Origin of the sequence: Plantactinospora sp. BC1 (assembly GCF_003030345.1) — a bacterium.
Classification (GTDB): Bacteria; Actinomycetota; Actinomycetes; order Mycobacteriales; family Micromonosporaceae; genus Plantactinospora.
Window position 1 is genome coordinate 3649368 of sequence record NZ_CP028158.1, and the last position, 24764, is coordinate 3674131.

A 24764-nucleotide genomic window follows, 5' to 3' on the forward strand; every position below is an offset into this window, starting at 1 on the left:
GGCGATGGGCAATCTCACAGCCGATCGGCTGAACCGGACGCGGCTGGCGTCCGTATCACCCCGAACGGCGGCGACTGCGCGGAAGGGCCCTTCCGCACGTTTCCGCACGGAAGGGCCCGGCACGACGTCGGCGCTACCGCCTCGAACGGGTCAGACCTCGACCACGGTGGGGACGATCATCGGGCGGCGCCGGTACGCGTCGTTCACCCAGCGGCCGACCGTACGCCGGACGATCTGCTGCAACTGGTGCGGATCGGTGATCCCCTCGGTGGCCGCCCGGCCGAGCGCCTCGGTGATCAACGGAATGACCGGGTTGAACGCGTCCGGGTCGTCCGAGAAGCCCTTGGCGGAGACGGTGGGACCGCCGACCACCTTGCCGGTGACCGAGTCGACCACCACGGTCGCCGAGATGAACCCGCCGTCGCCGAGGATCCGCCGTTCGGTGAGGAGCGACTCGCCGACGTCACCGACGGCGAGACCGTCGACGTAGACGTACCGGCTCTTGACGTGCCCGACCACCCGGGCGTGCCCCTCGACCAGGTCCACGACGTCGCCGTCCTCGCAGAGCACCACCCGGTCGGCGGCGACCCCGGACTCGATGCCGAGCCGGGCGTGCGCGCGCAGGTGCCGCCACTCGCCGTGCACCGGCATCAGGTTGCTCGGCCGGACCACGTTGAGCAGGTAGAGCAGTTCGCCGGCCGGGGCGTGCCCGGAGACGTGCACCTTCGCCACGTCCTTGTGGATCACGGTGGCACCGGCCCGGCAGAGCCGGTTGATCACCCGGTAGACCGAGGTCTCGTTCCCCGGCACCAGCGAGCTGGCCAGCACCACCGTGTCGCCGGGAGCGACCGTGATGTGCCGGTGGTCGCCGGTGGCCATCCGGCCCAGCGCGCTCATCGGCTCGCCCTGCGACCCGGTCGACATCAGCACGATCTGGTCCGGCGGCAGCGCGGCCGCCTCGTCCAGCCCGACGACCAGGCCGGGCTCGATGCGCAGCAGCCCGAGATCGCGGGCGATGCCCATGTTGCGGACCATCGACCGGCCGATGAAGGCGACCTTGCGGCCGTGCTCGGCGGCGGAGTCCAGCACCTGCTGCACCCGGTGCACGTGCGAGGCGAACGAGGCCACGATGATCCGGCCGCGCGCCTTGGCGAAGATCGAGTCGAGTACCGGGCCGATCTCCCGCTCCGAGCTGACGAAGCCGGGGATCTCGGCGTTGGTCGAGTCGGAGAGGAGCAGGTCGACGCCTTCCGCACCGAGCCGGGCGAAGCCGGCCAGGTCGGTGATCCGGCCGTCCAGCGGGAGCTGGTCCATCTTGAAGTCGCCGGTGTGCAGCACCAGGCCGGCCGGGGTCCGGATCGCCACCGCGAGGGCGTCCGGGATCGAGTGGTTGACCGCGAAGAACTCGCACTCGAACGGGCCGAGCCGCTCCCGACCCCCCTCCCGCACCGTCAGCGTGTACGGCTCGATCCGCCGCTCGGCCAGCTTCGCCTCGACCAGCGCGAGGGTGAACTGCGAACCGACCAGCGGGATGTCCGGCTTGTGCGCGAGCAGGTAGGGCACGGCGCCGATGTGGTCCTCGTGCCCGTGCGTGAGCACGATCGCCTGTACGTCGGCGAGCCGGTCCAGGATCGGCGCGAAGTCCGGCAGGATCAGGTCGACACCGGGCTGCTCGACGTCGGGGAAGAGCACCCCGCAGTCGACGATCAGCAGCTTGCCGTCGTACTCGAAGACGGTCATGTTCCGCCCGATGGCGCCGAGGCCGCCCAGCGGCACGATCCGCAGCCCGCCCTCGGGCAGCGGCGGCGGCAGTTCCAGCTCAATCCCCGGCTGGCTCATGCCCGCACTCCGCATCCCCGTCCGTCGCCCCGAACCCGCTTCCCACCGCTGTTCCCGACTCCCGTCATGGCAGCTCCAGCCCGGCCGCCGCGCAGTCCGCCCGCAACTGTGCCATCTCGTCGGAGGTGACCTCGACCAGCGGTGGACGTACCGGCCCGGCGGGCAGGCCCCGGGCGGCCAGCGCCGCCTTGACCAGGATGGTGCCCTGGGTGCGGAAGATCCCGGTGAACAGCGGCAGCAGCCGCCGGTGCAGGGCCAGCGCCTCCGCGGTGTCCCCCCGGTCGTACGCCTCGATCATCTGCTTGGCGAGCGCCCCGGTCAGGTGGGTCGAGGTGCCGACCAGGCCGACCGCGCCGGCCGCCAGGGCGGGCAGCGTCAACGCGTCCTCGCCGGAGTAGTAGGCCAGATCGGTCCGGGCGGTCACCGCCGAGCTGGCGACCAGGTCGCCCTTGGCGTCCTTCACCGCGACGATCCGCTCGTGCTCGGCGAGTCGCAGCAGGGTCTCGGTGGCGATCGCCACTCCGCTGCGGTGCGGGATGTCGTAGAGCATCACCGGCAGCGTGGCGGCGTCGGCCACCTCGGTGAAGTGCCGGACCAGCCCGGCCTGCGGCGGCTTGTTGTAGTAGGGAGTGACCACCAGCAACCCGTGCGCCCCGGCCTTCTCGGCGGCACCGGCCAGCTCGATGGTGTGCCTGGTGTCGTTGGTGCCGACCCCGGCGACGACCTGTGCCCGGTCGCCCACCGCCTCGACCACCGCGCGGACCAGCCGCTCCTTCTCCGCGTCCGTGGTGGTCGGCGACTCACCCGTGGTCCCGTTCACGACCAGCGCGTCGTTGCCCTGCTCGTCCACCAGGTAGGCCGCGAGTCGGGCCGCACCGTCGAGATCCAGCGAACCGTCCGCGGTGAACGGGCTCACCATCGCGGTGAGCAGGCGCCCGAACGGGCGGGGTGCCGCCCGTTCGGCGTTGGCAGGGTGGTGGTGGGTCATGCGAACAACCTATCGGAATGCCGCCGCCCGGTCGGCGGGGAAGGGTTCAGGACAGCTGGGCGTACGGGCTGGTGGCGATCTCGGTGCCGTCCGGCAGCGCGGTGATGGTGAAGTCGCCGAAGACGTTCGGCGCGACGCGCTGGAGCTGCCGCAGGCATTCGACCGCCAGCTCACGGATCTCGACGTCGGCGCCCTCGGTGGCCCGCATCGCCACGAAGTGCCGCCAGGCGCGGTAGTTGCCGGTGACCACGATCCGGGTCTCGGTGGCGTTCGGCAGGATCGCCCGGGCGGCCTGTCGGGCCTGCTTGCGGCGCAGGGTGGGGTTCTCCACGTCGGCGAAGCGCCGCTCCAACCCCTCCAGCAGGTCGTTGTAGGCGCGCAGGCTCGCCTCGCTCGCCTCCACGAACCGCTTGTGCAGCTCCGCGTCCTCGGCGATCACCGAGGGCTCCACCATCGCGGCCTCGCGCTCGGGCACGTACCGCTGGGAGAGCTGGGAGTAGGAGAAGTGCCGGTGCCGCACCAGCTCGTGGGTGAAGGAGCGGGAGACGCCGGTGAAGTAGAAGGTGACGGTGCCGTGCTCGAGCACCGAGAGGTGCTGGCTCTCCAGGATGTGCGCCAGGTAGCCCGCGTTGGTCGCGGTGGCCGGGTTGGGCTTGCGCCACGACTGGTAGCAGGCCCGGCCGGCGAACTCGGCCAGTGCCTGGCCGCCGTCCGCGTCGGTCGACCACGGTACGTCCTCCGGTGGCTCGAAATGCGTCCACGCGATGACCTTGACCTGGGGGACCACCATCTCCGGCATTCCTCGGACTCTAGTCGCCTCCGGCGTGGTCCCGACGACCCCCCGCCCGGCTCGATGTCCGCGCCGGGTTGCCGGTCCGGCAGCCCCCGGACCTCGTCTCGGAAACCCGGCGCTCCCGGTGGCGGGCTCACCGCCGACGGCACCCCGGTCGGCAAGATGACGTCACAGTGCCACTTGAATGTGACGTCAGATGATGTCATAGTGACGTCATGGATCTGGCTCCCTATCTGGCGGCGCTCCGCCGCGATCTCACCGCCGCCGCCGCGCCCGGCGGCCCCGAGATCAGCCGGGCGGCCGAGCTGCTCGCCGGCTCGCTCGACATCTCGGCCCGGCTCTGCCTGCTGGAGGTGCTCGCCGACGCGACCGCCGAGATCACCGCCAAGCTCGACGGACCGACGGTCGAGGTGCGGCTGCGCGCCCGGGAGGCGGATCTGGTGGTGCACCGGGAGGCACCGGAGCAGCAGCCGGTGACCGCCCCGCCCGGCCCCCCTCCCCCGCCGACCGAAGCCCCCGGTGACGTCAGCCGGATCACGCTCCGGCTGCCGGAGACCCTGAAGGACGCCGTGGAACGGGCGGCCACCGCCGAGGGCATCTCGGTGAACGCCTGGCTGGTGCGGGCGGTCACCGCCGCCGTACCGGGAGCCGCCCCGCCCCCGACCGGCCGGACCGGTCGGGCGTCCAGCCGCCGGATCACCGGCTGGGCCCAGGCCTGACCACGCCCCGACCAGTACCGGCGCTGCCCGCCTCGCCGACCGCCAACCCGGCCCGGATCAGCCACCCGAGACCCACCCTGGAGGAGTCATGCCCGAGTTTCCCCGTACCGCACCGGTCACCGTCGTCGTCGACCTGCCGGCCGGCGCCTTCGAGATGGTCGCCGAGGAGCGCGAGTCGGCCGTCGTCGAGGTACACCCGTACGACGGCAGCGCCGAATCCCGCGAACAGGCTGCGCGCACCCAGGTCGGGCTGGACGGCGACGTGCTGTCGGTGGTCGTACCCGACCGGGCCGGCGGGTTGTTCCGGCTCCGCGCCGGCAGCGTACGTGCGCTGGTCCGGGTACCGCTGGACAGCTCCGGGCGGATCAAGGTCGCCTCCGCCGACGTACGCTGCCGGGGCCGTTACGCCGACCTGAGCGTCGGCTCGGCCTCCGGTGACGTCGAGATCGAGCACGTCACCGGCGACGCCGACGTCGACACGGCGAGCGGCGACATCGAGGTGTCCCGGGTGGACGGCCGGCTGGAGGTCAAGGGAGCCTCCGGGGCGCTCGTCGCCCGACAGGTCGGCGGAGCGCTGCGGGCCCGGCTCGCCTCCGGAGACGTCGACGTCGCCGAGGCCGGTGACGCCGTCGAGATCAAGACCGCCTCCGGCGCCGTACGCGTCGGAGCGACCCGGCAGGGACGGATCCGGATCGGGACCGCCTCCGGTGACGTGGGTGTCGGGGTACGTTCCGGCACCGGGGTCTGGCTCGACCTCAGCACCGTCTCCGGCACCACCCGCAACCGGCTCGACCCGGGCACCGCGCCCACCTCGGCGGGCGGCCCCGGCCTGAGCCTGGAGGTCCGGACGGTGAGCGGCGACATCGAGGTACGCCGGGCGGCCTGACCGGCCAGCCGCAGCACCTCCGGCCCGGCGACCGGCTCACCGGTCACCGGGCCGAGGCACGCCGAGCCTGGGCACGCCGGGCCTTGGCACGAGCCGGGGCACGCCGAGCCGAGGCACGCCGAGCCGAGGGACGCCGAGCCGAGGGACGCCGAGCCGAGGGACGGGCTGGGGAACGCCTGGCCGGGGCACGCGGGGCCGGCGGCGGTGTCGGGGCAGTGGCCGGCCGGACCGCCCGCGCCGGGTCGGACCGCCCGGTCGGGATGGTTCGCCGGCTCGCGGACGGCGTCGGCGGAGCCAGGCCCGGGCGGTCGCGGTCAGCAGGGCGGTGCCGAGGACCAGCAACCCGGTCCCCCACAGTCGGGCTCGATGAGGCATTCTGTCATCGACCTTCCACGAGCAGTGATCTTCCTGACTGGTGGTCCTCCGCACCGAACCGGGCTTGCCGACCGGCCGGTACGGAGGACCACGGCCCACCCGCCAGCCGGGCTGGCCGGCGAGGAACCGCAGGTACTCTCGCCGGCCCGTCGACTGTCGGAAAAGAGCACCGCCGCCCTACCCCCGTGTTTCCGACAGGCACCGCCGCTGTCGGGTAACGCCCATCCGGCAAGGACGACCGACATGCCCCCCGGACCTCCCGGCATCCACGACGACACGATCCGCGCCCGCTGCGCCAGTCCCGAGGCGGCGGCGTACACGCTCTACGTCCGGCACCTGGTCGGCGGGGCGGGGCTGGCCGGCGGGCAGGCGGAAGTCCTGCGTACCGCCGCCGCCCGTGGATTCCTGCCGGTCGGTTTCGGCAGGCAGACGCTCTCCGAGCACCTCTCCGGCCGGTACCGGCACGGGCCACCGTGGAGCACCACCGAGATGATCATCCGGTGCCTGCCGGAGCACGCGCCCCGGGACCGCATCCGGGCCGAGGCCGCCACCCTGCACCGGGCCGCCGCCAGAGCGGCCACCGTCCGACAGGCTGCTGTCCGACAGGCCGCCCGCCGGTCTGTTCCGGATCCGAGCCACTCCGACAACCCGAGTCCGGACAGCCGCACCGGTCCGGACAACTCCGCCGACCGTCGCCCGGTCCGCGATCCGGCGGGCCCTCGGCCGGTACGTCGACCGAACGCCCCGGGACCCGTTCGACGCAACACACCCCGGCCCGGGCGTACCCCGAACAGCGCACCGATCGCCGAGGTCCGGCCGGACGGCAACCAGCCCCGGGGGCAGTACGGGCGCGGTGCCGGCCGGGGCTGGCCCGGGCCGGACGTCGCGGTCGACATCGCGGACCTGCGGGCCGACTGTGCCCGGCTGACGGTGCAGGTGCTGCTGCTCGGGGAGCACGGCTCTCATCCGGAATGGACCGTCGACCTGTCGGCGGCCCTGGAACGGCGGCAACGCAGCCCGCTGGGGCAGCTTTCCCGGCACATCGATCCGAACGCGGCACTGGCGCACCGCGCGCTCGCCGGATATCTCTGCGCGTACGCCGAACTCGGTCGCACCGGCGTCACCGAGTTGGCCATCCGGACCGGGCTGACCGCCGCCGTCGTCGCCGAGATCCTCACCGCCCGGCGGATGCCCACCGAGGCCGAGTTGCGCACCCTGGGTGCCGTGCTCGGCGTGGACGGCGTCGTCCTGCGGCAACTCGCCGCGCACGCCCGGGGCCTGCACGGTGCGGTACCGGAGAACCGCTGAACCACTGCCGTTCTCAGCCGCTGTCGTCCTCAGCGGCTGCCGTTCTCGGCCGGCATCGTCGGACGGCTGGGTCCGCCGCCGGAGGGGGTTGACCGCTGCCCGGTGCGCGCGAGCACGGCCACGGCACCCGCGAGCGCGACGAACGCGCCGAGCAACAGACCGCGCCGGTAACCCGCCACCAGCGCCGGGGCGCCCGCCGGTTCCGGTTCACCGGCGGTCACCGCGACGGCCACGGCGACCAGCACGGCCACCCCGACCGCCAGCCCGACCTGCTGCGAGGTGTTGACCAACCCGGCGACGAGTCCCCGGTCCGCCGCCGGCACACCGGTGGTGGCCAGCACCGTCGCCGCGACGAACGCGCTGCCCAGCCCCAGTCCGAAGAGGAGCAGTCCGGCGAACAGGTCCCGCAGGTAGGAGCCGTCGACCGGAATCCGGGACAGCGACACCTGCCCGGCCGCCACCAGCGCCAGCCCGGCGGCCGCCAGTACGCGGGGCGGCCACCGCCCGGCCAGCCGGGCGGCCAGGGCGCTGCCGACGAACGCGGCCAGCGCCGCCGGGGCCATCGCCAGCCCGGTCCGGACCGGGTCGTGCCCGAGTACCCGTTGCAGATAGAGCACCAGGAAGAACCCCTGGCTGCCGACCACCGCCATCAGGCAGAGGATCGCCACGTTCGCGGCGGCGACCGGGCCGCCCCGGAGGAACCGCGGTGGCACCAGCGGCGCGGCGGCCCGGCGCTCGACCAGTGGGAAAGCGCTGAGCAGCGCCACCGCGCCGGCCAGGGTGCCGAGCGTGCCCGGCGCGCCGAAGCCGGAGCGCTGGCCGAGTGTCACGCCGTGGATCAGCAGTCCCAGGCCGACCGTCACCGCGACGGCCCCGGGCAGGTCGAGCCCGGCCGACCGGCCCCGGCGGTTCGTCGCCGGCTCCGCCGAGCGGCCCCGGCGGTTCGTCGCCGGCTCGGACGAGGAACCGGCGGTTTCCGGATCCCGGTCGCGACGCACACCCGGGCGGTCGTCGGGCAGCAGCCGGCCGGCCAGCGGCAGCGCCAGGGCGCAGACCGGCACGTTGACCAGGAAGACCAGTTGCCAACCGGCCAGTTCGGTCAGCACGCCGCCGAGGACCAGCCCGACGGCGGCGCCGGACGCGCCGAGGGCGCTCCAGACCCCGAGCGCCCGGTTCCGGGCGGGACCGTCCGGGAAGAGTCCGAGCAGCAGCGCGAAGCCGGTCGCGGAGACCAGGGCCGCCCCGACCCCCTGCACCGCCCGCGCGCCGAGCAGCGGCGCCGCCGACCCGGCCAGCCCGCAGGCCAGCGAGGCGAGTCCGAACAGGCCGGTGCCGGCGACGAAAACCCGTCGCCGGCCGAGCCGGTCACCGGTACGCCCGCCGAGCACGAGCAGCCCGCCGAAGGTGACCGCGTAGAGCGAGACGACGTACTGGAGGGTGCTCTCGGTGAGCACCAGGTCCAGCCGGATCGCGTCGAGCGCGACGGTGGTGACGGTGCTGTCCAGCACGACCATGAACTGCACCGCGCAGAGCAGCCCGAGCGCGCCCCCGTGCCGCGCCGAACCGCCCACCGGCACACCGCCGACCGCCGACACACCACCGCCGACCGCCGGCACACCGCCGCCGCTCGGCACACCGCCGCCGCTCGGCACGCCGCCGCCGGTCGTCATGCCGTGAGTCCGCCGTCGAGCGCGATGGTCACCCCGTTGAGATAGTCGGCGCCGGGACCGGCCAGGAAGAGCGTCGCCGCCGCCACGTCGGCCGCGGTGCCGAGCCGCCGGGCCGGGATCGTCGGCAGGATGTGCGCCTCGACGTCCACCGCCGCCTACACCGGAAACGACATCGGGCCGTCCCGCACGATCCCCGGGTTGACGCCGTTGACCCGCAGTCCCTGCGGGCCGTACTCGATCGCCCAGGTGCGGGTGAGGTTGTCCAGGGCCGCCTTCGAGGAGTTGTAGATCGAGGAACCGGCCCAGCTCCTCGTCGTACCGATGGAACTGATGTTGACGATCCGGCCGCCCCCTCCGCGCAGCAGGTGCGGCAGCGCGGCCTGGGTCAGGAAGTACGTCGACCTGTAGTTGAGCCCGACCACCCGGTCGAACTCCTCCTCGGTGCTCTCGTGGGTCGGGCCGGCCGTGTACGCGGCGGCGTTGTTCACCAGGATGTCCAACCCGCCGAACCGTTCGACGGTGGCCCGGAGCACCTCGCCGTGGCTCTGCCGTCGACTCAGGTCGGCCGGTACGAAGAGTCCGTCGTCCAGTTCCGCCGCCACCGCCGTACCCAGGTCGGTGCGGCGGCCGACCACCGTGACGGCGGCACCCGCTCCGGCGAGTACCCGGGCGATGGCCGCACCGATCCCGCCGGTGCCGCCGGTCACCAGCGCCACCCTGCCGCTCAGTTCGCGATCACTCATGCCTCGACGCTAGGAGCCGCCCTTCATAACGGTCAAAGACTCGGTTCGCATGAGTTGATAACGTCAGTGCATGAACTTCGAGCTGCGCCAGTTGGCGGCGTTCGTCGCGGTCGCCGAGGAGCTGCACTTCGGCCGGGCCGCCGCCCGGCTGCACATCGCGCAGCCCGCGCTCTCCCAGCAGATCCTCCGGCTGGAGGCCGCGCTCGGGGCGGACCTGCTGGTCCGGCAGCGCCGCCGGACGACACTGAGCGAGGCCGGCCGGCTCTTCCTGGTCGAGGCCCGCCGGACCCTGCACCAGGCCCGGGTGGCGCAGACGGTGGCCGAGCGCGCCCAGCGCGGCGAGTTGGGCCGGCTGCGGATCGGCTACACCCCCACCGCCTCGTCCCAGCAGTTCCTCCGGATCCTCGGCGGTTTCCAGCGGGACGCCCCCGAGGTCGACCTGAGCCTCACCGAGCTGCCGATCGGCTCGATCGCCGAGCCGCTGCGCGAGGACGTCGTCGACGTCGCCTTCGTGGTGACCCTCGGCGAGTTCGACTGCGCCTGGCTGGGCGAGGACATCACGCTGCGGCAGCTCTCCCGGGAGGCGTTCCTGGCGGCGGTACCGGCCGACCACCGGCTGGCCGGCAAGCCGGAGATCGATCTCACCGACCTGGCGGCGGAGTCCTTCGCCTTCCTGGCCCGCGACCTCTGTCCGCACTGGTACGACATGGTGCTGGAGGTCTGCCGGCAGGGCGGCTTCACGCCCCGGCCGGTGCACGAGGCCGGTGGCGTCGGCACCCAGTTGACCCTGGTGGCCGCCGGAGTCGGCGTCGCCCTGGTGCAGGAGTCCGCCCGGCTGCTGCGTGACGACGGGATCGCCTACCTGCCGATCCGCCAGACGGTGCCGCAGGTCAGCTCCGGAGTCGCCTGGCGGGCCGACGACCCGTCTCCGGTGCTCCGCCGGTTCCGCACGGCGCTCGCCGCCGACTGACCACCCGCCCCGGCGCGCCGGTGGTTACCCGGGCGGCGACGGCCGATCCGTCCACCCTGGACGGTGCTGTTCGCCCGGCGGGCATCTCAATCTATGGACGTCTATGTTGCCGCCTCTCCGGTGATGTGCTTCGGTCGGTGTACAGGAGTGCCGGTATGACCGGTATCCAGGGGAGGCGCACCATGAATACAGTTAAAAGGCTTACGTGGGGAGTAACGGGTCTCGCCCTGCTGCTCACGTTCGCCGTACCGGGACCGCCGGCGGGGACGGCTGCCGCGATGGCGGGCCCGCCGGGCCTCGCCGGATATGCCGTACCGGCCGAATCGTCCACCCCGCCCGGTGCGCCCGGGCCCGACCCGGCGGCGGGTACCGGTGCCCGGACGGTCAGCCTGGTCACCGGGGACCAGGTCACCGTCACCACCGACTTCAAGGCGAGCGTCGAGCCGGGACCGGGCCGGATCGGCATCGAGTTCCTGACCCGCAGGGTCGCCGACCGGCTGCACGTGATTCCGACCGACGCCCTCGCCCTGGTCCGCAGCGGCCGGCTGGACGAACGGCTCTTCGACGTCACCGCCCTGCTGGAGTTCGGCTACGACCGTCGCGGAGACCTCCCGCTGCTGGTGACGTACGCCGGAGCCGACGCCCGGGTGCAGGGACAGCGGGCGCTGATCGGGGCCGGCGCGCGACTGGTCCGCGACCTGCCGCCGGTCGCCGGACAGGCCGTCGCGGTCGACCGGGCCGGGCTGGCCCGCTTCTGGACCGACCTGACCGGGGCGGACCCGACCCGGCGCAGCATCGCCGCGACCGTGCGCACCGTCTGGCTCGACGGCCTGCGCCGACCGGCCCTCGCCGAGAGCGTCCCGCAGGTCGGCGCGCCGGCCGCCTGGGCCGCGGGCTTCGACGGCAGCGGGGTGACCGTCGCGGTGCTCGACACCGGGATCGACGAGACCCACCCGGACCTGGCCGGACAGGTGACCGGGCAGCGCAACTTCACCGACGGCGCCGAGGACGACCGGGACGTCGCCGGACACGGCACGCACGTCGCCTCCACCGTGGCCGGTACCGGTGCGGCCCGGTTCAAGGGCGTCGCGCCCGGCGCCCAACTGCTGGACGGCAAGGTCTGCGCGCTCGGCGGCTGCCCCGAGTCGGCGATCATCGCCGGGATGGAGTGGGCGGCCGAGTCGGGCGCCCGGGTGGTCAACATGAGCCTGACCGGCATGGACAGCCCGGTGGTGGACCCGATCGAGCAGGCCCTCGGTGAGTTGACCGAGGAACACGACACCCTCTTCGTCGTCGCGGCCGGCAACATCCCGGGTACCAGTACCATCGGCTCGCCGGCCACCGCCGACGCGGCGCTGGCGGTCGGCGCGGTCAGCAAGTCCGACGAGCTGGCCGGTTTCTCCAGTCAGGGCCCCCGGCTCGGCGACGGCGCGATCAAGCCCGACCTGACCGCGCCCGGCCTGGACATCGTCGCCGCCCGCAGCCGCGACTCGGCGCCGGACGTGCCCGAGGGGAGCGGGATCAGCATGTCCGGCACCTCGATGGCGGCCCCGCACGTCGCCGGCGCCGCCGCGATCCTGGTGCAGCGCCAGCCGAACCTGCCGGCCGGCAACCTGAAGGCCGCGCTGATGGCCACCGCCCGACCCAACCCCGAACTCAGCGTCTTCGCCCAGGGCGCCGGCCGGCTGGACGTCGCCCGGGCGCTCGACCAGCGGGTCACCGCCGACCCGCCGAGCCTGAGCTTCGGCCGGCAGGCCTGGCCGCACGACGACGACACCCCGGTCCGGCGTACGGTCAGCTACCACAACGCGGGCACCGCGGCGGTGACGCTGCAACTCGGGGTACGGGCGGTCGCGCCGGACGGCACCGCCGTGCCGACCGGGATGTTCGCGGTGGCCCCGACCAGCGTCACCGTGCCGGCCGGCGGCACCGCCCAGGCGACCGTCACCGCCGACACGTCCGGCAGCGGCGGGCCACTCGGGCAGCTCACCGGCCACCTCACCGCGACCGTGAGCGGCGGCGGGAGCGTACCCACCCCGCTGGCGGTCGACCGCGAGGTGGAGAGCTACGAGGTCAAGGTCTCGCACCTCGGCCAGGCCGGCGAACCGACCACCGGCTACCTGACCATGCTGGCCGGGCTGGACAACGCCCACGCGATCTCGGTACCGGCCACCGACGACGGCACCGCCACCCTCCGGGTGCCGAAGGGGCGCTACTCGACGCTCAGCGCGATCACCAGCCCGCTCGACGGCGTCTATCTGACCAGCGTCCTCGGCCAGCCCGAACTGGTCGTCGACGGCGACCGGAGCATCGTGCTGGACGCCCGGCTCGGTCGACCGCTCTCGGTCACCGTGCCGAACACGGGCGCCCGGCAGGTCTTCGCCGAACTGGCCACCAGCGTGCTGGCCGCCGGACGCACCGTCGAGGTCGGCACCCTCGGCGCCACCTTCGAACGGCTGCGCAGCGGCCGGGTCGGGCCGGACCAGGCGGTCGACGGCTTCGTCTCCCGGACCACCGCCACCTTCGCCCCGGCGGACGCGGCGGACCACTCGTACGCGTACCTGCTCTGCTGGCTCGACGAGGGGCGGATGGGCAGCGGCTTCACCCGACAGGTGACCGCCGCCGACCTGGCCACCGTCCGGGCCGACCACGGGCACGAGTCCTCGGACAGCAGCGGCCGGAAACTGGCCTGGGCGGTGCTGCCGGAGTCGGTGATGGGCGGGTTCGCGCACGCGATGACGTTCCCGCTGCCGTCGACCCGGATCGAGTACTACAACACCGACGGGCGGACCCAGTGGTTCCGGTCGGTCGACGAGACGACCGGCTCCGGGCCGGAGCAGGCGTACCTGACCAGCCTGGTGGCGCCGCCGATGAGCTACCGGGCCGGGCAGTCGTACCAGGAACAGTGGAGTCGCGGTGTCTTCGGGCCGACGGTGGCGGCACCGCCGTACGAGCACCAGTGGGTGACCCGGCTCGGCGACACCCTCACCGTGCAGGCCCCGCTCTACGGCGACGGCGTCGGCCGGGCCGGCTTCTCCTCGATCGCCACCGGCCGGATCACACTGGAGCGCGACGGCAAGGTACTGGCCGGGTTCGACGGTCTGAACGGGACGCTCGAACTGCCGCCCGAGACCGGCGACTACCGGCTGACGATGACGGCGGAACGGGGCGGGCCGGCGACCCTCTCGACCCGGGTCAGCGTCACCTGGACCTTCCGCTCCGGACACGTCGACGGGGAGACGCCGGCCCGGCTGCCGATCTCCACGGTGCGCTTCTCGCCCCGGGTCGACAACGACAACAGCACGCCGGCCGGGCAGACCGGCACCATCCCGGTGACCGTGACCGCTCAGCCCGAGTCGGGAGCCGGCGCCAACGAGAGCCTGACCGTGGAGGTGTCGTACGACGACGGGGTCAGCTGGACTCCGGCGGAGGTGACGGCGGGGCAGGCGGTGCTGCGGCACCCGGCCGAGCCGGGGTACGTCTCGCTGCGGGCCAGCGCCACCGACACCGCGGGGAACACGGTGACCCAGACGGTGATCCGGGCGTACAAGATCGGCTAGCCGGCGTACGGGTGCGGTGACCGGCGGGAGCCTGCCGGTCAGCGGAGATGTCAGCCGGGCGCGGTACGGTCCGAGACGTCACACCTGTCCGCGCGGCACGGACAGCGAGGCGACGACGTGGAGGATCGGATGGCCGAGGAAGTCACGTTCGACCGGGTCGCCCCGGTGCTGCCGGTACGCGACCTGGACACCGCGCTGGACCGCTACCGACGGCTGGGCTTCGCCGTGCGGGCGTACGACGGCGCTGAGCGGTACGGCTTCGTCGAGCGCGGGCCCGTCTCGCTGCACCTCACGGAGTGGGCCGAGCACGACCCGGCCCGGACGGCGTCGACCGTCTACCTCTACGTCTCCGACGCCGACGCGCTGCGGGCGAGCTGGGCCGGGTCGGGGGTCGAGGGGCGGCTGGGCGAGGTGCGGGAGACCCCCTACGGCCTGCGTGAGTTCGCCTTCGTCGACCCGGACGGCACGCTGCACCGGGTCGGCTCCCCGAGCCGGGTCCGTGTCCCGCAGGCGTAGCCGGCCGGCGCCTCAGACATAGAAGATCCGGCGCCTCAGACATAGAAGATGTCGAAGGGTGCCCACGGCAGGTTGCGCAGCACCGAGAAGACTCCCCAGGCGGCGAGGAAGATGCCGATCATCTTCGGGGTGACCTCCAACTGCGGCAGTCGCCAGCCGAAGATCTGCCGCCCGGCCCAGGCGACGTAGAGGTAGAGCAGGAACGGCAGGGCGAAGACGAAGAGCAGGTGGTGCCGGGCCGCCGCCGGCAGGTCGCCGTGCAGGACGTACCAGAGGGCGCGGGTGCCGCCGCAGCCCGGGCAGTCCAGCCCGGTGATGAGCTTGGAGATGCAGGACGGTGCGGCGTCGGGGGCGCTGCGGGTCGGGTCGGTGATCAGCGTGTAGCCGACCGCGCCGGCCAGGCAGCCGAGCGCCGCCACCGGGGCGAGCCAGCGGGGCGCCCGCGCCTGGATCCGGTTGACGAACCGGGTCAGCCGGTCGGGCTCGGGAGCAAGGTAGGGCGGCGCCGGATAACCCGGGTAGCCCGAGTAGTCCGGGTAGCCGGTCGGGGCGTCGGCCGGGTTCGGGCCGGACCCGCCGGACCGGTTCTCGTCAACGCTCGTCATTCCGTCCTACCCGTCGCCGATCGCGTCCGCCAGGGCGTCGCGTCGCCCGCCAGCACGCACGGCGCGTCGCCCGGCCGGTCCGGCGGTCGCCGGCCGGCTCGTCTCACCGTACCGCGAGCATGCCGGCGAGGGCGGCGCGCAGCGGCCCGGCGAGGTCTCCCCCGGCGGGGGCCGCCACCGCGCCCAGGCCGAGCCAGCCGGCCAGCCGGTGCAGCTCGACGGCGAGCGCCCCGGCGGTCTCGACCGGATCGGTGCCGGGCTCGGCCCAGGCCGCCGGCACCAGCAGCGTGCCGGCCCTGCGGTCGGCCTTCAGGTCGACCCGGGCGACGAACCGGTCGCCGAGCAGGAACGGCAGCACGTAGTAGCCGTGCACCCGCTGCGCCGCGGGGACGTAGATCTCGATCCGGTAGCTGAACCCGAAGAGGCGCTCGGTGCGGGACCGTTCCCAGATCAGCGGGTCGAAGGGGCTGACCAGGGTGCTGGCCCGGATCCACCGGGGCAGCCGGGCCTCCCGGTGCAGATAGGCGGGGAGCCGCCAGCCCTGCACCGTGACCGGCCGCAGCTCGCCCGCCTCGACCAGCTCGGCGAGGGCGGTGCGGGCGCCCGCGACCGGCAGCCGGAAATAGTCCCGCAGCTCCGGCTCGGCCGCCACCCCGAGCGCCCGGGCGGCGACCCCGACCAGCCGGCGGTGCGCCTCCGCCGGCTCCGGGGTCGGCGCGGCCAGCACCTCCGGCGGCAGCACCCGTTCGGGTACGTCGTAGACCCGGGCGAAGGAGCTGTTCCGGGAGGCGGCGGTCAGCTCACCGGCCCAGAACAGGAACTCGCAGGCCCGCTTGACCGCCGACCAGTTCCAGCCCCAGTTGCCGGTCTCCCGGGGCGCGTCGTGCTCGATCTCGGCGGCGGTCATCGGGCCGCCGGCCCGCACCTCGTCGAGGACCCGGGCGACCAGCGCCGGCTGCTCGACGGCGATCCGGCGCATCCCGCCCCAGGCGTCGGTGTGCGCGGCGGCCATCCGCCAGCGCAGCGCCGGTTGCAGGTCGACCCGGACCAGCGACGCCTCGTGGCCCCAGTATTCGAAGAGGTCCCGGGGGCGCCGGTAGGCGGACCGGTCGAGCAGCTCGGTCGGATAGGGCCCGAGCCGGCTGTAGAGCGGCAGGTAGTGCGCCCGTTGCAGGACGTTGACCGAGTCCATCTGGAGCAGGCCGAGCCGGTCGAGCACCCGGCGCAGGTGCCGACGGGTCGGCACGGCTCCGGGCGCGGGGTCGGCGAAACCCTGGGCGGCCAGCGCGATCCGCCGGGCCTGGGCGAGCGACAACGATTCAGGTACGGCCATCGCACCGGACCCTAGCCGACCGGTCCGACACGACGCGCCGGACCTGGACCTGGCCCGCAAAACGGGATAAAACAGTGCTGATGCTAGCCGTCAGCCCCGAGTGCCCCGAGGACGCCCCGGCCATCGCCGAGGTGCACGTCCGGAGCTGGCAGACGGGGTACGCCGAGATCATGCCGCCCGAGGTGCTGGCCCGGCTGAACGTCGCCGCCTGGGCCCAGCGCCGCCGCGACCTCGGTACCGCCGAACCCGACCACCCGTTCCGGACCCTGGTGGCCCGGGCCGACGACGAGACCGTACTCGGCTTCGCCACCGTCGGGCCGTACCGCACCGACCAGGACCCGGACCGCCTCGACCACCGGTACGCCGAGATTCTCGGCCTCTACGTCCGGCCCGGGTACTGGGGCACCGGGGTGGGCCGGCGACTGCTCGCCGCCTCGGTCGGCGAGCTGACCGCACTCGGCTGGACCGAGCTGCGGCTCTGGATCCTCGCCGACAACCGGCGGGCCCGCCGCTTCTACGAGCGGGCCGGGCTAGTCGCGGATGGTGAGCGGGCGACCTACGAACTGCAACGGTCGGGGGGACGGCCGCCGCTTGGGCTGGTCGAACTCCGCTACGCCGCCCGTCTCGGCGAGCTGGCTGGGCCCCCGGACCGGTAGCGCGAAGAGCAGCGCGACGCTGATCCAGACATAGAAGTTGCTGCCCAGGAAGCCGAGCAGGCCGTCGAAGCGGCGCTCCCAGATCCAGACCAGCCGGCTGATCAGCACCAGGTACGCGAAGACCGCGAACCGCAGCAGCCAGCGTCGGCGGGTACTGCCGGCCGGCGCGGCGTACGCGTTGTCGACCAGCAGGATCAGCGCCGGGATCAGCCAGACCAGGTGGTGCACCCAGGTGACCGGGCTGACCAGGCTCTGCACCACACCGGTCAGGGCGAGCCCGGTCGCCTCGTCGCCGACCGCCGCCGAGGTCCGGACCCGCCAGACCCAGACCCCCACGGTCGCCGCGACCAGCACCAGCCAGAGCAGCGTGTTCGGATGGTCCGGGTCGAGCCGGGCGACCACGCCCTGCCACGACTGGTTCGAGATGAACGACAGCGAACCGACCCGGTCGGTGTCCCAGAGCGCCGTGGTCCAGAACTCCCGGGACGCGTCCGGGGCCACCCCGGCGGCGACGAGGGTGACCGCGGCGGCGGTGCCGCTGGCCACCAGCGCCGCCCGCCACCTCCCGGTGACCAGCAGATAGACGATGAAGATGCCCGGGGTCAGCTTGATCGCGGTGGCCAGCCCGACCCCCACCCCGGCGAAGCGGCGGTAGCGCTGCGGCAGCCGGCGCCCGAACGGGGTCACCGGGGCGACCAGCCAGAGCAGGTCGGCGCCGACCAGGAAGAGCAGCAGCATGTTCACCTGGCCGAAGTTGACCGTCTCGCGCATCGGCTCGAAGGCCGCCGCCAGGCAGAGCGCCACGGCCAGGGTGAACCACCGGGTCCAGCCCGTCCGGCGGGCGATCGGGTCGACCAGCCACCAGATCAGCAGCGCGCTGGCCAGCACGGTCAGGGTGACGCTGATCACCATCGCCGCCGGCCAGCTCAGGTACGCCAGCGGCAGCATCACCAGCGCGGCGAAGGGCGGGTAGGTGAAGCCGTACTTGCTGTCCGGCTTGAGCCAGTCGTAGATCTCGCCGTCGGCGCGTACCCAGTGGTGCAGCGCGCCGTAGTACACCCGCAGGTCGAAGAAACCGTGTCGGGCCGCCGCCACCGAGAGGAACCCGGCGACCAGCACCGCCAACGCGATCACGAATAGCACCTGGTACCGGGTACGCCAACCGGCACCCTGCGCCATTACCGCCCCCCTTGCCCTGCGTAGGCTTCCCACTCATGGCTCTCGGGTACGTCCGCCCGGCGCGTCCGTCAGACGCCGGCGAGATCGCACGCATCCAACTCGCGACCTGGCGGGTCGCCTACCGGAGGATGCTGCCCAAGCACGTGCTCGACAACCTGGACGAGGAGTGGCTCGGTCGCCGGTGGAGTGCGGCGGTCGAGGCGCCACCCTCCGAACGGCACCGCGTCCTGGTCGCCGTCGAGCAGGCCGAACAATCGTATCTGGTCGGATTTGCCGCATCCGGGCCCCCCGACGAGCAGGCGCTGGCCCCGGAGGAACCGGCCGAGGCGCTCGGTCCCGGCGTCGTCGCCGTGACGGACCTGCTGGTCGAGCCGAGGTGGGGCCGGCGCGGGCACGGCAGCCGGCTGCTCGCCGCCAGCGTCGACCTGTGGCGCACCGACGGCTTCGACACGGCGGTGGCCTGGGCCTTCGACGGGGACGCCGCGACCCGGAAGTTCCTCGGCGCCGCCGGCTGGGAGCCGGACGGGGCGGCCCGGGCGCTGGACGTCGACGACCTGCTCGTGCCACAGCTCCGGCTGCACGTCTCGCTCGCCGCCGAGCCGACCGACTGAAACCGGCCCGAGCCGCTCCGTCGCCCGACAGCGGCCCTGTTGCCGCACCATGCCGGTCGTCCGGCGGCCCGGTAGCGGTGTGCGTGCGCCCCGGGCCACCGGACGGGTGGCGATGGTGCCGGTCAGACCTCCGTGCCGGTCAGACCTCCGTGCCGGTCAGACCTCCGTGGCGGTCAGACGTGTCCGTGGCGGTCAGACGTCCGTGACGGTCAGACGTCCGTGCCGAACAGGCCGGAGTAGCGGTTCAGGTAGAGCGGCCATCCCCCGTCGCCGGCGACGCCGTCTCGGACGGATTGCCAGCCGGGGCCATGCCGGTCGAGGTGGCGGTGCTCCAATTCCACCCGCGTGCGCTGCGGCGTCTCGGCGATGAACCGGACCTCGACCTCGCTGGTGTTGTCGGGCTCGGTCTCGACCCGCCACTGCGGGCTGATGTCCCAGCTGAACACCACCCGGACCGGTGGGTCGTAGACGAGCACCCGCGCCCAGCGGCACTCGGTATCGTCGACACCGCGATCGTAGATGTGTCCGCCGACCTTCGGCTCGAACACGGTCTCGGCGATCGCCACCCCGAGCAGGTTGTGCTCCCTCGGCTTGAAGTCTCCGAAGCGCTCGGTGAACACGGTGAACGACCGCTCCAGCGACGCGTTCACGACGACCTGCCGGCGTACCACCACCTCGGGCCCCTGGGTCATGAGTTCTCCTCGGTCGGTTGTTCGACGATGTCCTGGTAGCCCTCCAGTGCACGGTCCCAGAACGTGTCCAATTGATCCCGCAGCGCGGCGACGCCCGCGGGGTTGAGCCGGTAGACCCGACGGGTGCCGGCCGTGCGGTCGGTCACCAGCCCGGCGTCCTTGAGCACCTTCAGGTGCTGCGACACGGCGGGTCGGCTGATCGGCAGCTCTTGAGCGAGTTCGCCGACCGCCCTCGGCCGCACCGCCAGGCAGGCGACGATGGCGCGTCGGGTGGGATCACCCAACGCGTCCCAGCCGTCAGCGGTTTGGTAAGTAGCCACGAACGGTAAGTTAGCACTTACCGTTAAACGGATCAAGGCTCCCCGGCAACCCGGAGTCCCGACCGGATTTCAGTCCAGCAGCGCGTCGATGCCGACGGTCAGCCCCGGGCGGTGCGGCACCGCGCGCACCGCCAGCAGCACGCCGGGCATGAACGAAGCCCGGTCGTACGAGTCGTGCCGGATCGTCAGCGTCTCGCCAGCGGTACCGAACAGCACCTCCTGGTGCGCAACCAGCCCGGTGGCCCGGACCGCGTGCACGCGTACCCCGTCGACGTCGGCACCGCGCGCACCCGGCAGCTCGTCCTTGGTGGCGTCCGGTACGGCGCCGAGACCCGCCTGCGCCCGGGCCTGTGCGATCAGCCGTGCGGTGTGCGTGGCGGTGCCGCTGGGCGCGTCGAGCTTTTTCGGATGGTGCTGCTCGATGATCTCCACCGACTCGAAGTAGCGGGCCGCCCGCGCCGCGAACTGCATCATCAGCACCGCGCCGATGCCGAAGTTCGGCGCGATCAGCACGCCCACCCCGGGCCTGTCGGCCAACCAGCCACGCACCTGCTCGAGCCGCTGCCCGGTGAAGCCGCTGGTGCCGACGACCGCGTGAATTCCCTGCTCGACGCACCACCGTAGGTTGTCCATCACCACGCCGGGGTTGGTGAAGTCGACCACCACCTCGGCACCCGCCTCGGAGGCGGTGGAGAGCCTGTCGTCCTCGTCGACCGTCGCCACCAGTTCGAGGCCATCGGCGGCCTCCACCGCCCGGCACACCTCCAGGCCCATCCGGCCGCGGGCGCCGAGTACGCCGACCCGCAGCGGCCCGGTCGACGCGTTCTTCCCTGGTTCACGCTCGTCGCTCACGGGCCACAACCTATCCCAATGCGGGCAACCGCATGTGGCCACCGCCAGACCACTCGGCCGGCCGGCGACCCGCCCCAGCCCGATCCGGCATCCCCGTCAGATCCCGGACGTCAGGCATCCGCCGCCGCGCCGGGCGGACCTCCGGCCCGGCGCAGAAAACGCAGACCTCGACGCAGATAGGTACGCGGATTGGTGTCGAGGTGGCGGGCCCAATCGGGTGCGGTCTCGCCGCGCAGCCAGGCGTACCGGGCGAGCGCATAGCCGTACATCGGCTCGGTCAGGTATCCCAGCCGGCTCGCCGACCAACCGGTGTGCCGGCCGGCGAACTCCAGAGCGGCGTTGGCGGTGAAGATCCCGAACCCGAGATAGACCGTGAGCAGGTCAGTGAGGGGTTCCTGATCCCGCCGCTGCGGATCGACCCGCCCCTCGCCGAGCAGCCGTTCGTGGGCCAACTCGTGTGCGACCGTAGCGACCAGGGCCAACGGCCGGCTACCGAGCGACTCCTCCAGCGAGACGACCGCCCTGCCCGCCACCACCCGATAATGCCCGGCCGCCCCGGACCAGCTGGCATACCCGCCAACCAGTTCCGGCAACTCCCGCCCACCCGCCCGATCGGCATGCAGCTCCACCCGGATCCGGTCGGGGTCCACCGAAAGGTAGTCGCAGAGCTGGTGCACGACCTGGAGCATGTCCTCCTCGGATCCGGAGTATCCGCCCGGAAAGAAGTCGTCGGTGGGAAGCACCACTGGCGAGCGCAGCCAGGAGTCGCCGAACTCGCGGACGAGCCACGCCAGGTTCTCCTCGATCCACCGCCGCTCTTCCGGCACCACCGGGCAGCGAGGCGTGAACCAACCCATCGAGCTACCTCCCTACTGGCATGGTAGAGAGACGATGTTCAGCGGGGGCCCCGCGCAGGTGCGATCCCGACATCCTGCGGATCTCCGGGTCAGAGTGCGCCGCGGTCGACCAGGCTGAAGGTCGAGCTGGGGGTGGCGTCGCCGACCTGTTCGACGATCACCGTCCTGCGGGAGGTGCTCCACTGTACGAAGCCGTGCGTGTCGTTGTAGATGTAGTAGGTTGGCCGGTTCTTGTCGTCCCTGTCGCCGGTGCGGTCGAGCGAGAAGATCGTCGCCTGCGTCGGCTGGCACGCGGCGGCGACAAGTGTCGACGGCCCCTCCAACAAGATCTTGACCCCGAGGCAGGTCTCCTGGTCGTCGGCGCGACCGTCGCCCCGCAGCGACCTGATCAGATAGTCCACCCCCATCGGCACCAGGACGAACTGCGACTTCGCCCCGGTACCGTCGGACGCCTCGACCTGGAAGTCGTGCAGGTCAAGCGCCAGATCGCGGTCGATCTCCGCGATGTGGATCAGCGTGCGCCGGGTCCCCTGGAGGATCGCGGTGTCCGGGTCCGAGGCCACCGGGGTGGTCGTCCGGGCGTTCGTCGGGCTCGGGCTGGTCGGCGCGGACGTCACCGGAGAACCGCCGGCCTCCCGGCCGCTGGGGTCGAGCGCGTTGAGCGTGACGAGGCCCGCACCGAGCAGCACGACGAGGGTCACGACGGCGGCCCCGACGGACAGGAGGCGGCTACGGCGCCTGTTCTCGGGCCGGGCCGCGCCCTGCGCCGCCCCGGGACCGCCGGTCGCCACCTGGCCACCGTCGCGGGCGGTCAGCGCCGCCGGGGTGATCACGGCGGTGGTCCCGGCCGGCGGGGTGCTGCCGTCGAGCAGCGCGTCGAGCAGCGCACGCGCCGTCGGGCGCTCGTCGGGATCCTTGGCCAGGGCCCACTCCACGAGCTCACGGAGCGGCCCGGTCAGTCCGGACAGGTCGGGCGGCTGGGTCAGGATGCGCATGGCGGTGCCGGGCGCGGAGTCGGCGGCAAACGGGGTACGCCCGGTCGCCGCGTACGCCACGACCACGCCCCAGGCGAAGATGTCCGCGGCGGAGGTCACCTGCCGGCCGTTGCCCGGCTCGAAGCGTTCCGGTGCCATGTAGCCGACCGTGCCGACTATCTGGTCGGTACGGGTGTGCTGGCTGGTCGCCTCGAAGGCGCGAGCGATACCAAAGTCGATCACTTTGATGCCGCCCATCGCGAACAGTACGTTGGCCGGCTTGAGATCGCGGTGGATCACCCCGGCTCCGTGGATGGCGGAGAGCGCGGTGGCGATGCCGACGGCCACGCCGTGCAGCGCGGACGGGGACAACGGCCCCTGCTCCCTGACCACGGCGGCGAGGTTGGGTCCGTCGACGTACTCGACGACGAGGTAGGGCGGGTCGTGGTCCGGGTCGGCGTCGAGGACCTCGGCGGTGGAGAAGGGCGGCACCTGGCGGGCCCGGTTGACCTCGCTGCGGAACCGGCCACGGAACTCGGCGTCGTACGAGAACTCGGGCCGAACCATCTTGATGGCCACCTTGCGGCCGTCCCGGTCCCGTCCGAGGTAGACGGTGCCCATCCCGCCCTCGCCCAGACGTCCCAGCAGCTCATACCTGCCGAGCCGGGTCCGCTCCCCCGGCAGCAGCGGCATGCTCATATCGATCTCCCCCTCGCTGCGGCCCCGCCTCCGGTCGCCAGACCCTAGCCGGACGAGCTCGGCGGGACGAACCCCCCGGTGGGTCCTACTGCGGATCGATGGAGAAATCGTCGGCGTCGAACGGGCCCACCACGGCCAGCGACATCGGCCGGGCCAGCAGGTCGGCGGCGAGCGCGTTCACCTCGTCCGCGCTGACCGCGTCGACCCGGGCCAGCAGCTCGTCGACCGGCAGCAGGTCGCCGAAGAGCAGCTCGCCCTTTGCCAGCCGGCTCATCCGGGACCCGGTGTCCTCCAGGTTGAGCACGTAGGAGCCCTTCGCCATGCCCTTGCCCCGGGCCAGCTCGGCCTCGGTGACGCCGTGCGCGGCGACCTCGGCCAACTCGGCCCGGACCAGCTCCAGCACCTCGTCGACCTTGCCCGGCGCACAGCCGGCGTAGACGGCGAAGAGGCCGGTGTCGGCGTACTGGCTGGAGTAGGAGTAGACCGAGTAGGCCAGGCCACGCCGTTCGCGGATCTCCTGGAAGAGCCGGCTGGACATGCCGCCGCCGAGCACGTTGTTGAGTACCCCGAGCGCGAACCGCCGGTCGTCGAGCCGGCCGATGCCGGGACAGCCGAGTACGACGTGCGCCTGCTCGGTCTCCTTGTGCTCGACCACGCTGCCCGGCCGGCTGGTGCGTACCCGGGTCTCGGCCGGACGCAGCGGGGCCGGCGGGGCCGGCTCGCCGTCCAGTACGGTGCCGTCCAGCGCCTGCCGGACCAGCTTGACCACCTCGGCGTGTTCGAGGTTGCCGGCGGCGGCGATCACGATCGACGGCGCGGTGTAGCGGCGCCGGTAGAAGCTCTGGATCTGCCGCCGCGACATCGGGGAGATGGTCTCCTCGGTGCCGGAGATCAGCCGGCCCAGCGGATGGTCGCCGTAGATCGCCTTGGCCAGCAGGTCGTGCACCTCGTCGCCGGGCTCGTCGTCGTGCATGGCGATCTCTTCGAGGATCACCCCGCGCTCGGTCTCCACGTCGGCGGCGGCCAGCACCGAGTCGGCGACCAGGTCGCACATCACGTCGATGGCCAGCGGCAGGTCCTGGTCGAGCACCCGGGCGTAGTAGCAGGTGTATTCCTTGGTGGTGAAGGCGTTCGTCTCGCCGCCCACCGCCTCGATCGCCGCCGAGATGTCCAGCGCGCTGCGCTTGCGGGTGCCCTTGAAGAGCAGGTGCTCCAGGAAGTGCGAGACCCCGGACTGCGGCCCGGTCTCGTCCCGGGAGCCGACCGCCACCCAGATGCCGAACGAGACACTCCGCATCGTCGGGATCGCCTCGGTGAGCACCCGCAGCCCGCTGGGCAGCACGGTACGGCGTACGGTGCCGCCGAGCGGGTCGCTGTCCACCACCCGGGTCACCGCCCGGGCCGCCGTACCCGCCGTACCCCGAACGCCACCGGCACCCGACACTCGTTTCGCCCGACTCAAGGGACCTGGCTCCTGCCTGTACGCCGACGACGCGGCGGACGCCGCCGGTGGAAACCCCGACAGCGGACGCCGCCCCTTGAACAGTGCGGCACCCGCACCTCGTCGGGTACGGCGGTACCGCACGCGCCGCGCCGGCCCGGTGCACCCGTGAGGTGCG

General features: G+C 73.0%; 20 protein-coding genes and 2 pseudogenes. 8 read left to right on the forward strand and 14 right to left on the reverse strand.

Annotation, left to right across the window (positions count from 1 at the left end; translation table 11 throughout):
• Window positions 1-150: 150 nt before the first annotated feature.
• From C6361_RS15735 to thyX, 3 genes are all read right to left on the reverse strand, one after another.
• On the reverse strand, window positions 151-1839 hold the full coding sequence (locus C6361_RS15735) for a ribonuclease J (protein ID WP_107258557.1): 1689 nt from the start codon (window positions 1837-1839) through the stop codon (window positions 151-153).
• Window positions 1840-1903: 64 nt separating this feature from the next.
• Window positions 1904-2827 carry a 4-hydroxy-tetrahydrodipicolinate synthase gene (gene dapA / locus C6361_RS15740; RefSeq protein ID WP_107268184.1) on the reverse strand — a complete coding sequence of 308 codons (924 nt, stop codon included), beginning with the start codon at window positions 2825-2827 and terminating at the stop codon, window positions 1904-1906.
• A gap of 46 nt (window positions 2828-2873) precedes the next feature.
• The gene (gene thyX, locus C6361_RS15745; protein ID WP_107263947.1) at window positions 2874-3617 is read right to left on the reverse strand and encodes an FAD-dependent thymidylate synthase; all 744 of its coding nucleotides are present in this window, start codon (window positions 3615-3617) and stop codon (window positions 2874-2876) included.
• A gap of 218 nt (window positions 3618-3835) precedes the next feature.
• Here thyX and C6361_RS15750 point away from each other — a divergent pair, with 218 nt between their 5' ends.
• The 3 genes from C6361_RS15750 (at window position 3836) to C6361_RS15760 (ending at window position 6908) form a co-directional block, all read left to right on the forward strand.
• A complete protein-coding gene (locus C6361_RS15750; RefSeq protein WP_107268185.1) occupies window positions 3836-4339 on the forward strand; it encodes a toxin-antitoxin system HicB family antitoxin in 504 nt (167 codons plus the stop codon).
• An 88-nt stretch (window positions 4340-4427) separates the two neighbouring features.
• Window positions 4428-5225 carry a DUF4097 family beta strand repeat-containing protein gene (locus C6361_RS15755; RefSeq protein WP_107268186.1) on the forward strand — a complete coding sequence of 266 codons (798 nt, stop codon included), beginning with the start codon at window positions 4428-4430 and terminating at the stop codon, window positions 5223-5225.
• Between the two features lie 618 nt (window positions 5226-5843).
• The gene (locus C6361_RS15760; protein ID WP_107268187.1) at window positions 5844-6908 is read left to right on the forward strand and encodes a hypothetical protein; all 1065 of its coding nucleotides are present in this window, start codon (window positions 5844-5846) and stop codon (window positions 6906-6908) included.
• Window positions 6909-6937: 29 nt separating this feature from the next.
• Here the strand turns inward: C6361_RS15760 and C6361_RS15765 are convergent, their stop codons facing one another.
• Together C6361_RS15765 and C6361_RS15775 are read right to left on the reverse strand one after the other, a co-directional pair.
• Window positions 6938-8578 carry an MFS transporter gene (locus C6361_RS15765; protein ID WP_107268188.1) on the reverse strand — a complete coding sequence of 547 codons (1641 nt, stop codon included), beginning with the start codon at window positions 8576-8578 and terminating at the stop codon, window positions 6938-6940.
• A pseudogene (locus C6361_RS15775) lies at window positions 8575-9321 on the reverse strand (SDR family NAD(P)-dependent oxidoreductase). Before C6361_RS15775 ends, C6361_RS15765 begins: the two are co-directional and overlap by 4 nt.
• A 70-nt stretch (window positions 9322-9391) precedes the next feature.
• On the opposite strand from C6361_RS15775, the gene C6361_RS15780 reads away from it, so the two are divergent.
• From C6361_RS15780 to C6361_RS15790, 3 genes are all read left to right on the forward strand, one after another.
• Window positions 9392-10291: a LysR substrate-binding domain-containing protein gene (locus C6361_RS15780; RefSeq protein WP_107268191.1), complete on the forward strand. Its 900-nt coding sequence runs from the start codon at window positions 9392-9394 to the stop codon at window positions 10289-10291.
• 278 nt (window positions 10292-10569) lie between these two features.
• Window positions 10570-13851, forward strand: coding sequence for a S8 family serine peptidase (locus C6361_RS15785; protein WP_159079339.1), 3282 nt, complete (start codon window positions 10570-10572; stop codon window positions 13849-13851).
• A 129-nt stretch (window positions 13852-13980) separates the two neighbouring features.
• Window positions 13981-14367, forward strand: a complete 387-nt coding sequence (locus C6361_RS15790) for a VOC family protein (RefSeq protein ID WP_107263946.1) — start codon at window positions 13981-13983, stop codon at window positions 14365-14367.
• Window positions 14368-14402: 35 nt separating this feature from the next.
• On the opposite strand, the gene C6361_RS15795 is transcribed toward C6361_RS15790, so the two are convergent.
• Both C6361_RS15795 and C6361_RS15800 read right to left on the reverse strand, forming a co-directional pair.
• Window positions 14403-14972, reverse strand: a complete 570-nt coding sequence (locus C6361_RS15795) for a DUF2752 domain-containing protein (RefSeq protein ID WP_107268193.1) — start codon at window positions 14970-14972, stop codon at window positions 14403-14405.
• Between the two features lie 103 nt (window positions 14973-15075).
• On the reverse strand, window positions 15076-16305 hold the full coding sequence (locus C6361_RS15800) for a winged helix-turn-helix domain-containing protein (RefSeq protein WP_107268194.1): 1230 nt from the start codon (window positions 16303-16305) through the stop codon (window positions 15076-15078).
• 80 nt (window positions 16306-16385) lie between these two features.
• Between C6361_RS15800 and C6361_RS15805 the strand changes: the two are divergent.
• Window positions 16386-16826, forward strand: a pseudogene (locus C6361_RS15805) (N-acetyltransferase family protein); the annotation flags it as partial.
• A 9-nt stretch (window positions 16827-16835) separates the two neighbouring features.
• Here the strand turns inward: C6361_RS15805 and C6361_RS15810 are convergent.
• Window positions 16836-18140: a glycosyltransferase 87 family protein gene (locus tag C6361_RS15810; protein WP_234359517.1), complete on the reverse strand. Its 1305-nt coding sequence runs from the start codon at window positions 18138-18140 to the stop codon at window positions 16836-16838.
• Window positions 18141-18175: 35 nt separating this feature from the next.
• Here C6361_RS15810 and C6361_RS15815 point away from each other — a divergent pair, with 35 nt between their 5' ends.
• The gene (locus C6361_RS15815; RefSeq protein WP_107268195.1) at window positions 18176-18751 is read left to right on the forward strand and encodes a GNAT family N-acetyltransferase; all 576 of its coding nucleotides are present in this window, start codon (window positions 18176-18178) and stop codon (window positions 18749-18751) included.
• A 209-nt stretch (window positions 18752-18960) separates the two neighbouring features.
• Here the strand turns inward: C6361_RS15815 and C6361_RS15820 are convergent, their stop codons facing one another.
• The 6 genes from C6361_RS15820 to C6361_RS15845 form a co-directional block, all read right to left on the reverse strand.
• A complete protein-coding gene (locus C6361_RS15820) occupies window positions 18961-19443 on the reverse strand; it encodes an SRPBCC family protein (protein WP_107268196.1) in 483 nt (160 codons plus the stop codon).
• Window positions 19440-19763 (reverse strand): helix-turn-helix transcriptional regulator, encoded by a 324-nt coding sequence (locus C6361_RS15825; protein ID WP_199853363.1) that lies wholly within the window; start codon window positions 19761-19763, stop codon window positions 19440-19442. Before C6361_RS15825 ends, C6361_RS15820 begins: the two co-directional genes overlap by 4 nt.
• 69 nt (window positions 19764-19832) lie before the next feature.
• The gene (gene dapB, locus C6361_RS15830) at window positions 19833-20624 is read right to left on the reverse strand and encodes a 4-hydroxy-tetrahydrodipicolinate reductase (RefSeq protein ID WP_369931396.1); all 792 of its coding nucleotides are present in this window, start codon (window positions 20622-20624) and stop codon (window positions 19833-19835) included.
• 101 nt (window positions 20625-20725) lie between these two features.
• A complete protein-coding gene (locus C6361_RS15835; protein ID WP_159079340.1) occupies window positions 20726-21472 on the reverse strand; it encodes a hypothetical protein in 747 nt (248 codons plus the stop codon).
• A gap of 89 nt (window positions 21473-21561) precedes the next feature.
• Complete coding sequence (locus tag C6361_RS15840; RefSeq protein ID WP_199853364.1) at window positions 21562-23145, reverse strand: serine/threonine-protein kinase; 1584 nt, start codon at window positions 23143-23145, stop codon at window positions 21562-21564.
• An 85-nt stretch (window positions 23146-23230) separates the two neighbouring features.
• The gene (locus tag C6361_RS15845; RefSeq protein ID WP_107263944.1) at window positions 23231-24607 is read right to left on the reverse strand and encodes a pitrilysin family protein; all 1377 of its coding nucleotides are present in this window, start codon (window positions 24605-24607) and stop codon (window positions 23231-23233) included.
• Window positions 24608-24764 lie beyond the last annotated feature (157 nt).

Excerpts from the sequence above, each read along its gene's own strand:
- C6361_RS15735 (WP_107258557.1), bottom strand. The coding sequence starts at position 1,839 with ATGAGCCAGCCGGGGATTGAGCTGGAACTGCCGCCGCCGCTGCCCGAG.
- dapA (WP_107268184.1), bottom strand. The coding sequence starts at position 2,827 with ATGACCCACCACCACCCTGCCAACGCCGAACGGGCGGCACCCCGCCCG.
- thyX (WP_107263947.1), bottom strand. The coding sequence starts at position 3,617 with ATGGTGGTCCCCCAGGTCAAGGTCATCGCGTGGACGCATTTCGAGCCA.
- C6361_RS15750 (WP_107268185.1), top strand. The coding sequence starts at position 3,836 with ATGGATCTGGCTCCCTATCTGGCGGCGCTCCGCCGCGATCTCACCGCC.
- C6361_RS15755 (WP_107268186.1), top strand. The coding sequence starts at position 4,428 with ATGCCCGAGTTTCCCCGTACCGCACCGGTCACCGTCGTCGTCGACCTG.
- C6361_RS15760 (WP_107268187.1), top strand. The coding sequence starts at position 5,844 with ATGCCCCCCGGACCTCCCGGCATCCACGACGACACGATCCGCGCCCGC.
- C6361_RS15765 (WP_107268188.1), bottom strand. The coding sequence starts at position 8,578 with ATGACGACCGGCGGCGGCGTGCCGAGCGGCGGCGGTGTGCCGAGCGGC.
- C6361_RS15780 (WP_107268191.1), top strand. The coding sequence starts at position 9,392 with ATGAACTTCGAGCTGCGCCAGTTGGCGGCGTTCGTCGCGGTCGCCGAG.
- C6361_RS15785 (WP_159079339.1), top strand. The coding sequence starts at position 10,570 with ATGGCGGGCCCGCCGGGCCTCGCCGGATATGCCGTACCGGCCGAATCG.
- C6361_RS15790 (WP_107263946.1), top strand. The coding sequence starts at position 13,981 with ATGGCCGAGGAAGTCACGTTCGACCGGGTCGCCCCGGTGCTGCCGGTA.
- C6361_RS15795 (WP_107268193.1), bottom strand. The coding sequence starts at position 14,972 with ATGACGAGCGTTGACGAGAACCGGTCCGGCGGGTCCGGCCCGAACCCG.
- C6361_RS15800 (WP_107268194.1), bottom strand. The coding sequence starts at position 16,305 with ATGGCCGTACCTGAATCGTTGTCGCTCGCCCAGGCCCGGCGGATCGCG.
- C6361_RS15810 (WP_234359517.1), bottom strand. The coding sequence starts at position 18,140 with ATGGCGCAGGGTGCCGGTTGGCGTACCCGGTACCAGGTGCTATTCGTG.
- C6361_RS15815 (WP_107268195.1), top strand. The coding sequence starts at position 18,176 with ATGGCTCTCGGGTACGTCCGCCCGGCGCGTCCGTCAGACGCCGGCGAG.
- C6361_RS15820 (WP_107268196.1), bottom strand. The coding sequence starts at position 19,443 with ATGACCCAGGGGCCCGAGGTGGTGGTACGCCGGCAGGTCGTCGTGAAC.
- C6361_RS15835 (WP_159079340.1), bottom strand. The coding sequence starts at position 21,472 with ATGGGTTGGTTCACGCCTCGCTGCCCGGTGGTGCCGGAAGAGCGGCGG.
- C6361_RS15840 (WP_199853364.1), bottom strand. The coding sequence starts at position 23,145 with ATGAGCATGCCGCTGCTGCCGGGGGAGCGGACCCGGCTCGGCAGGTAT.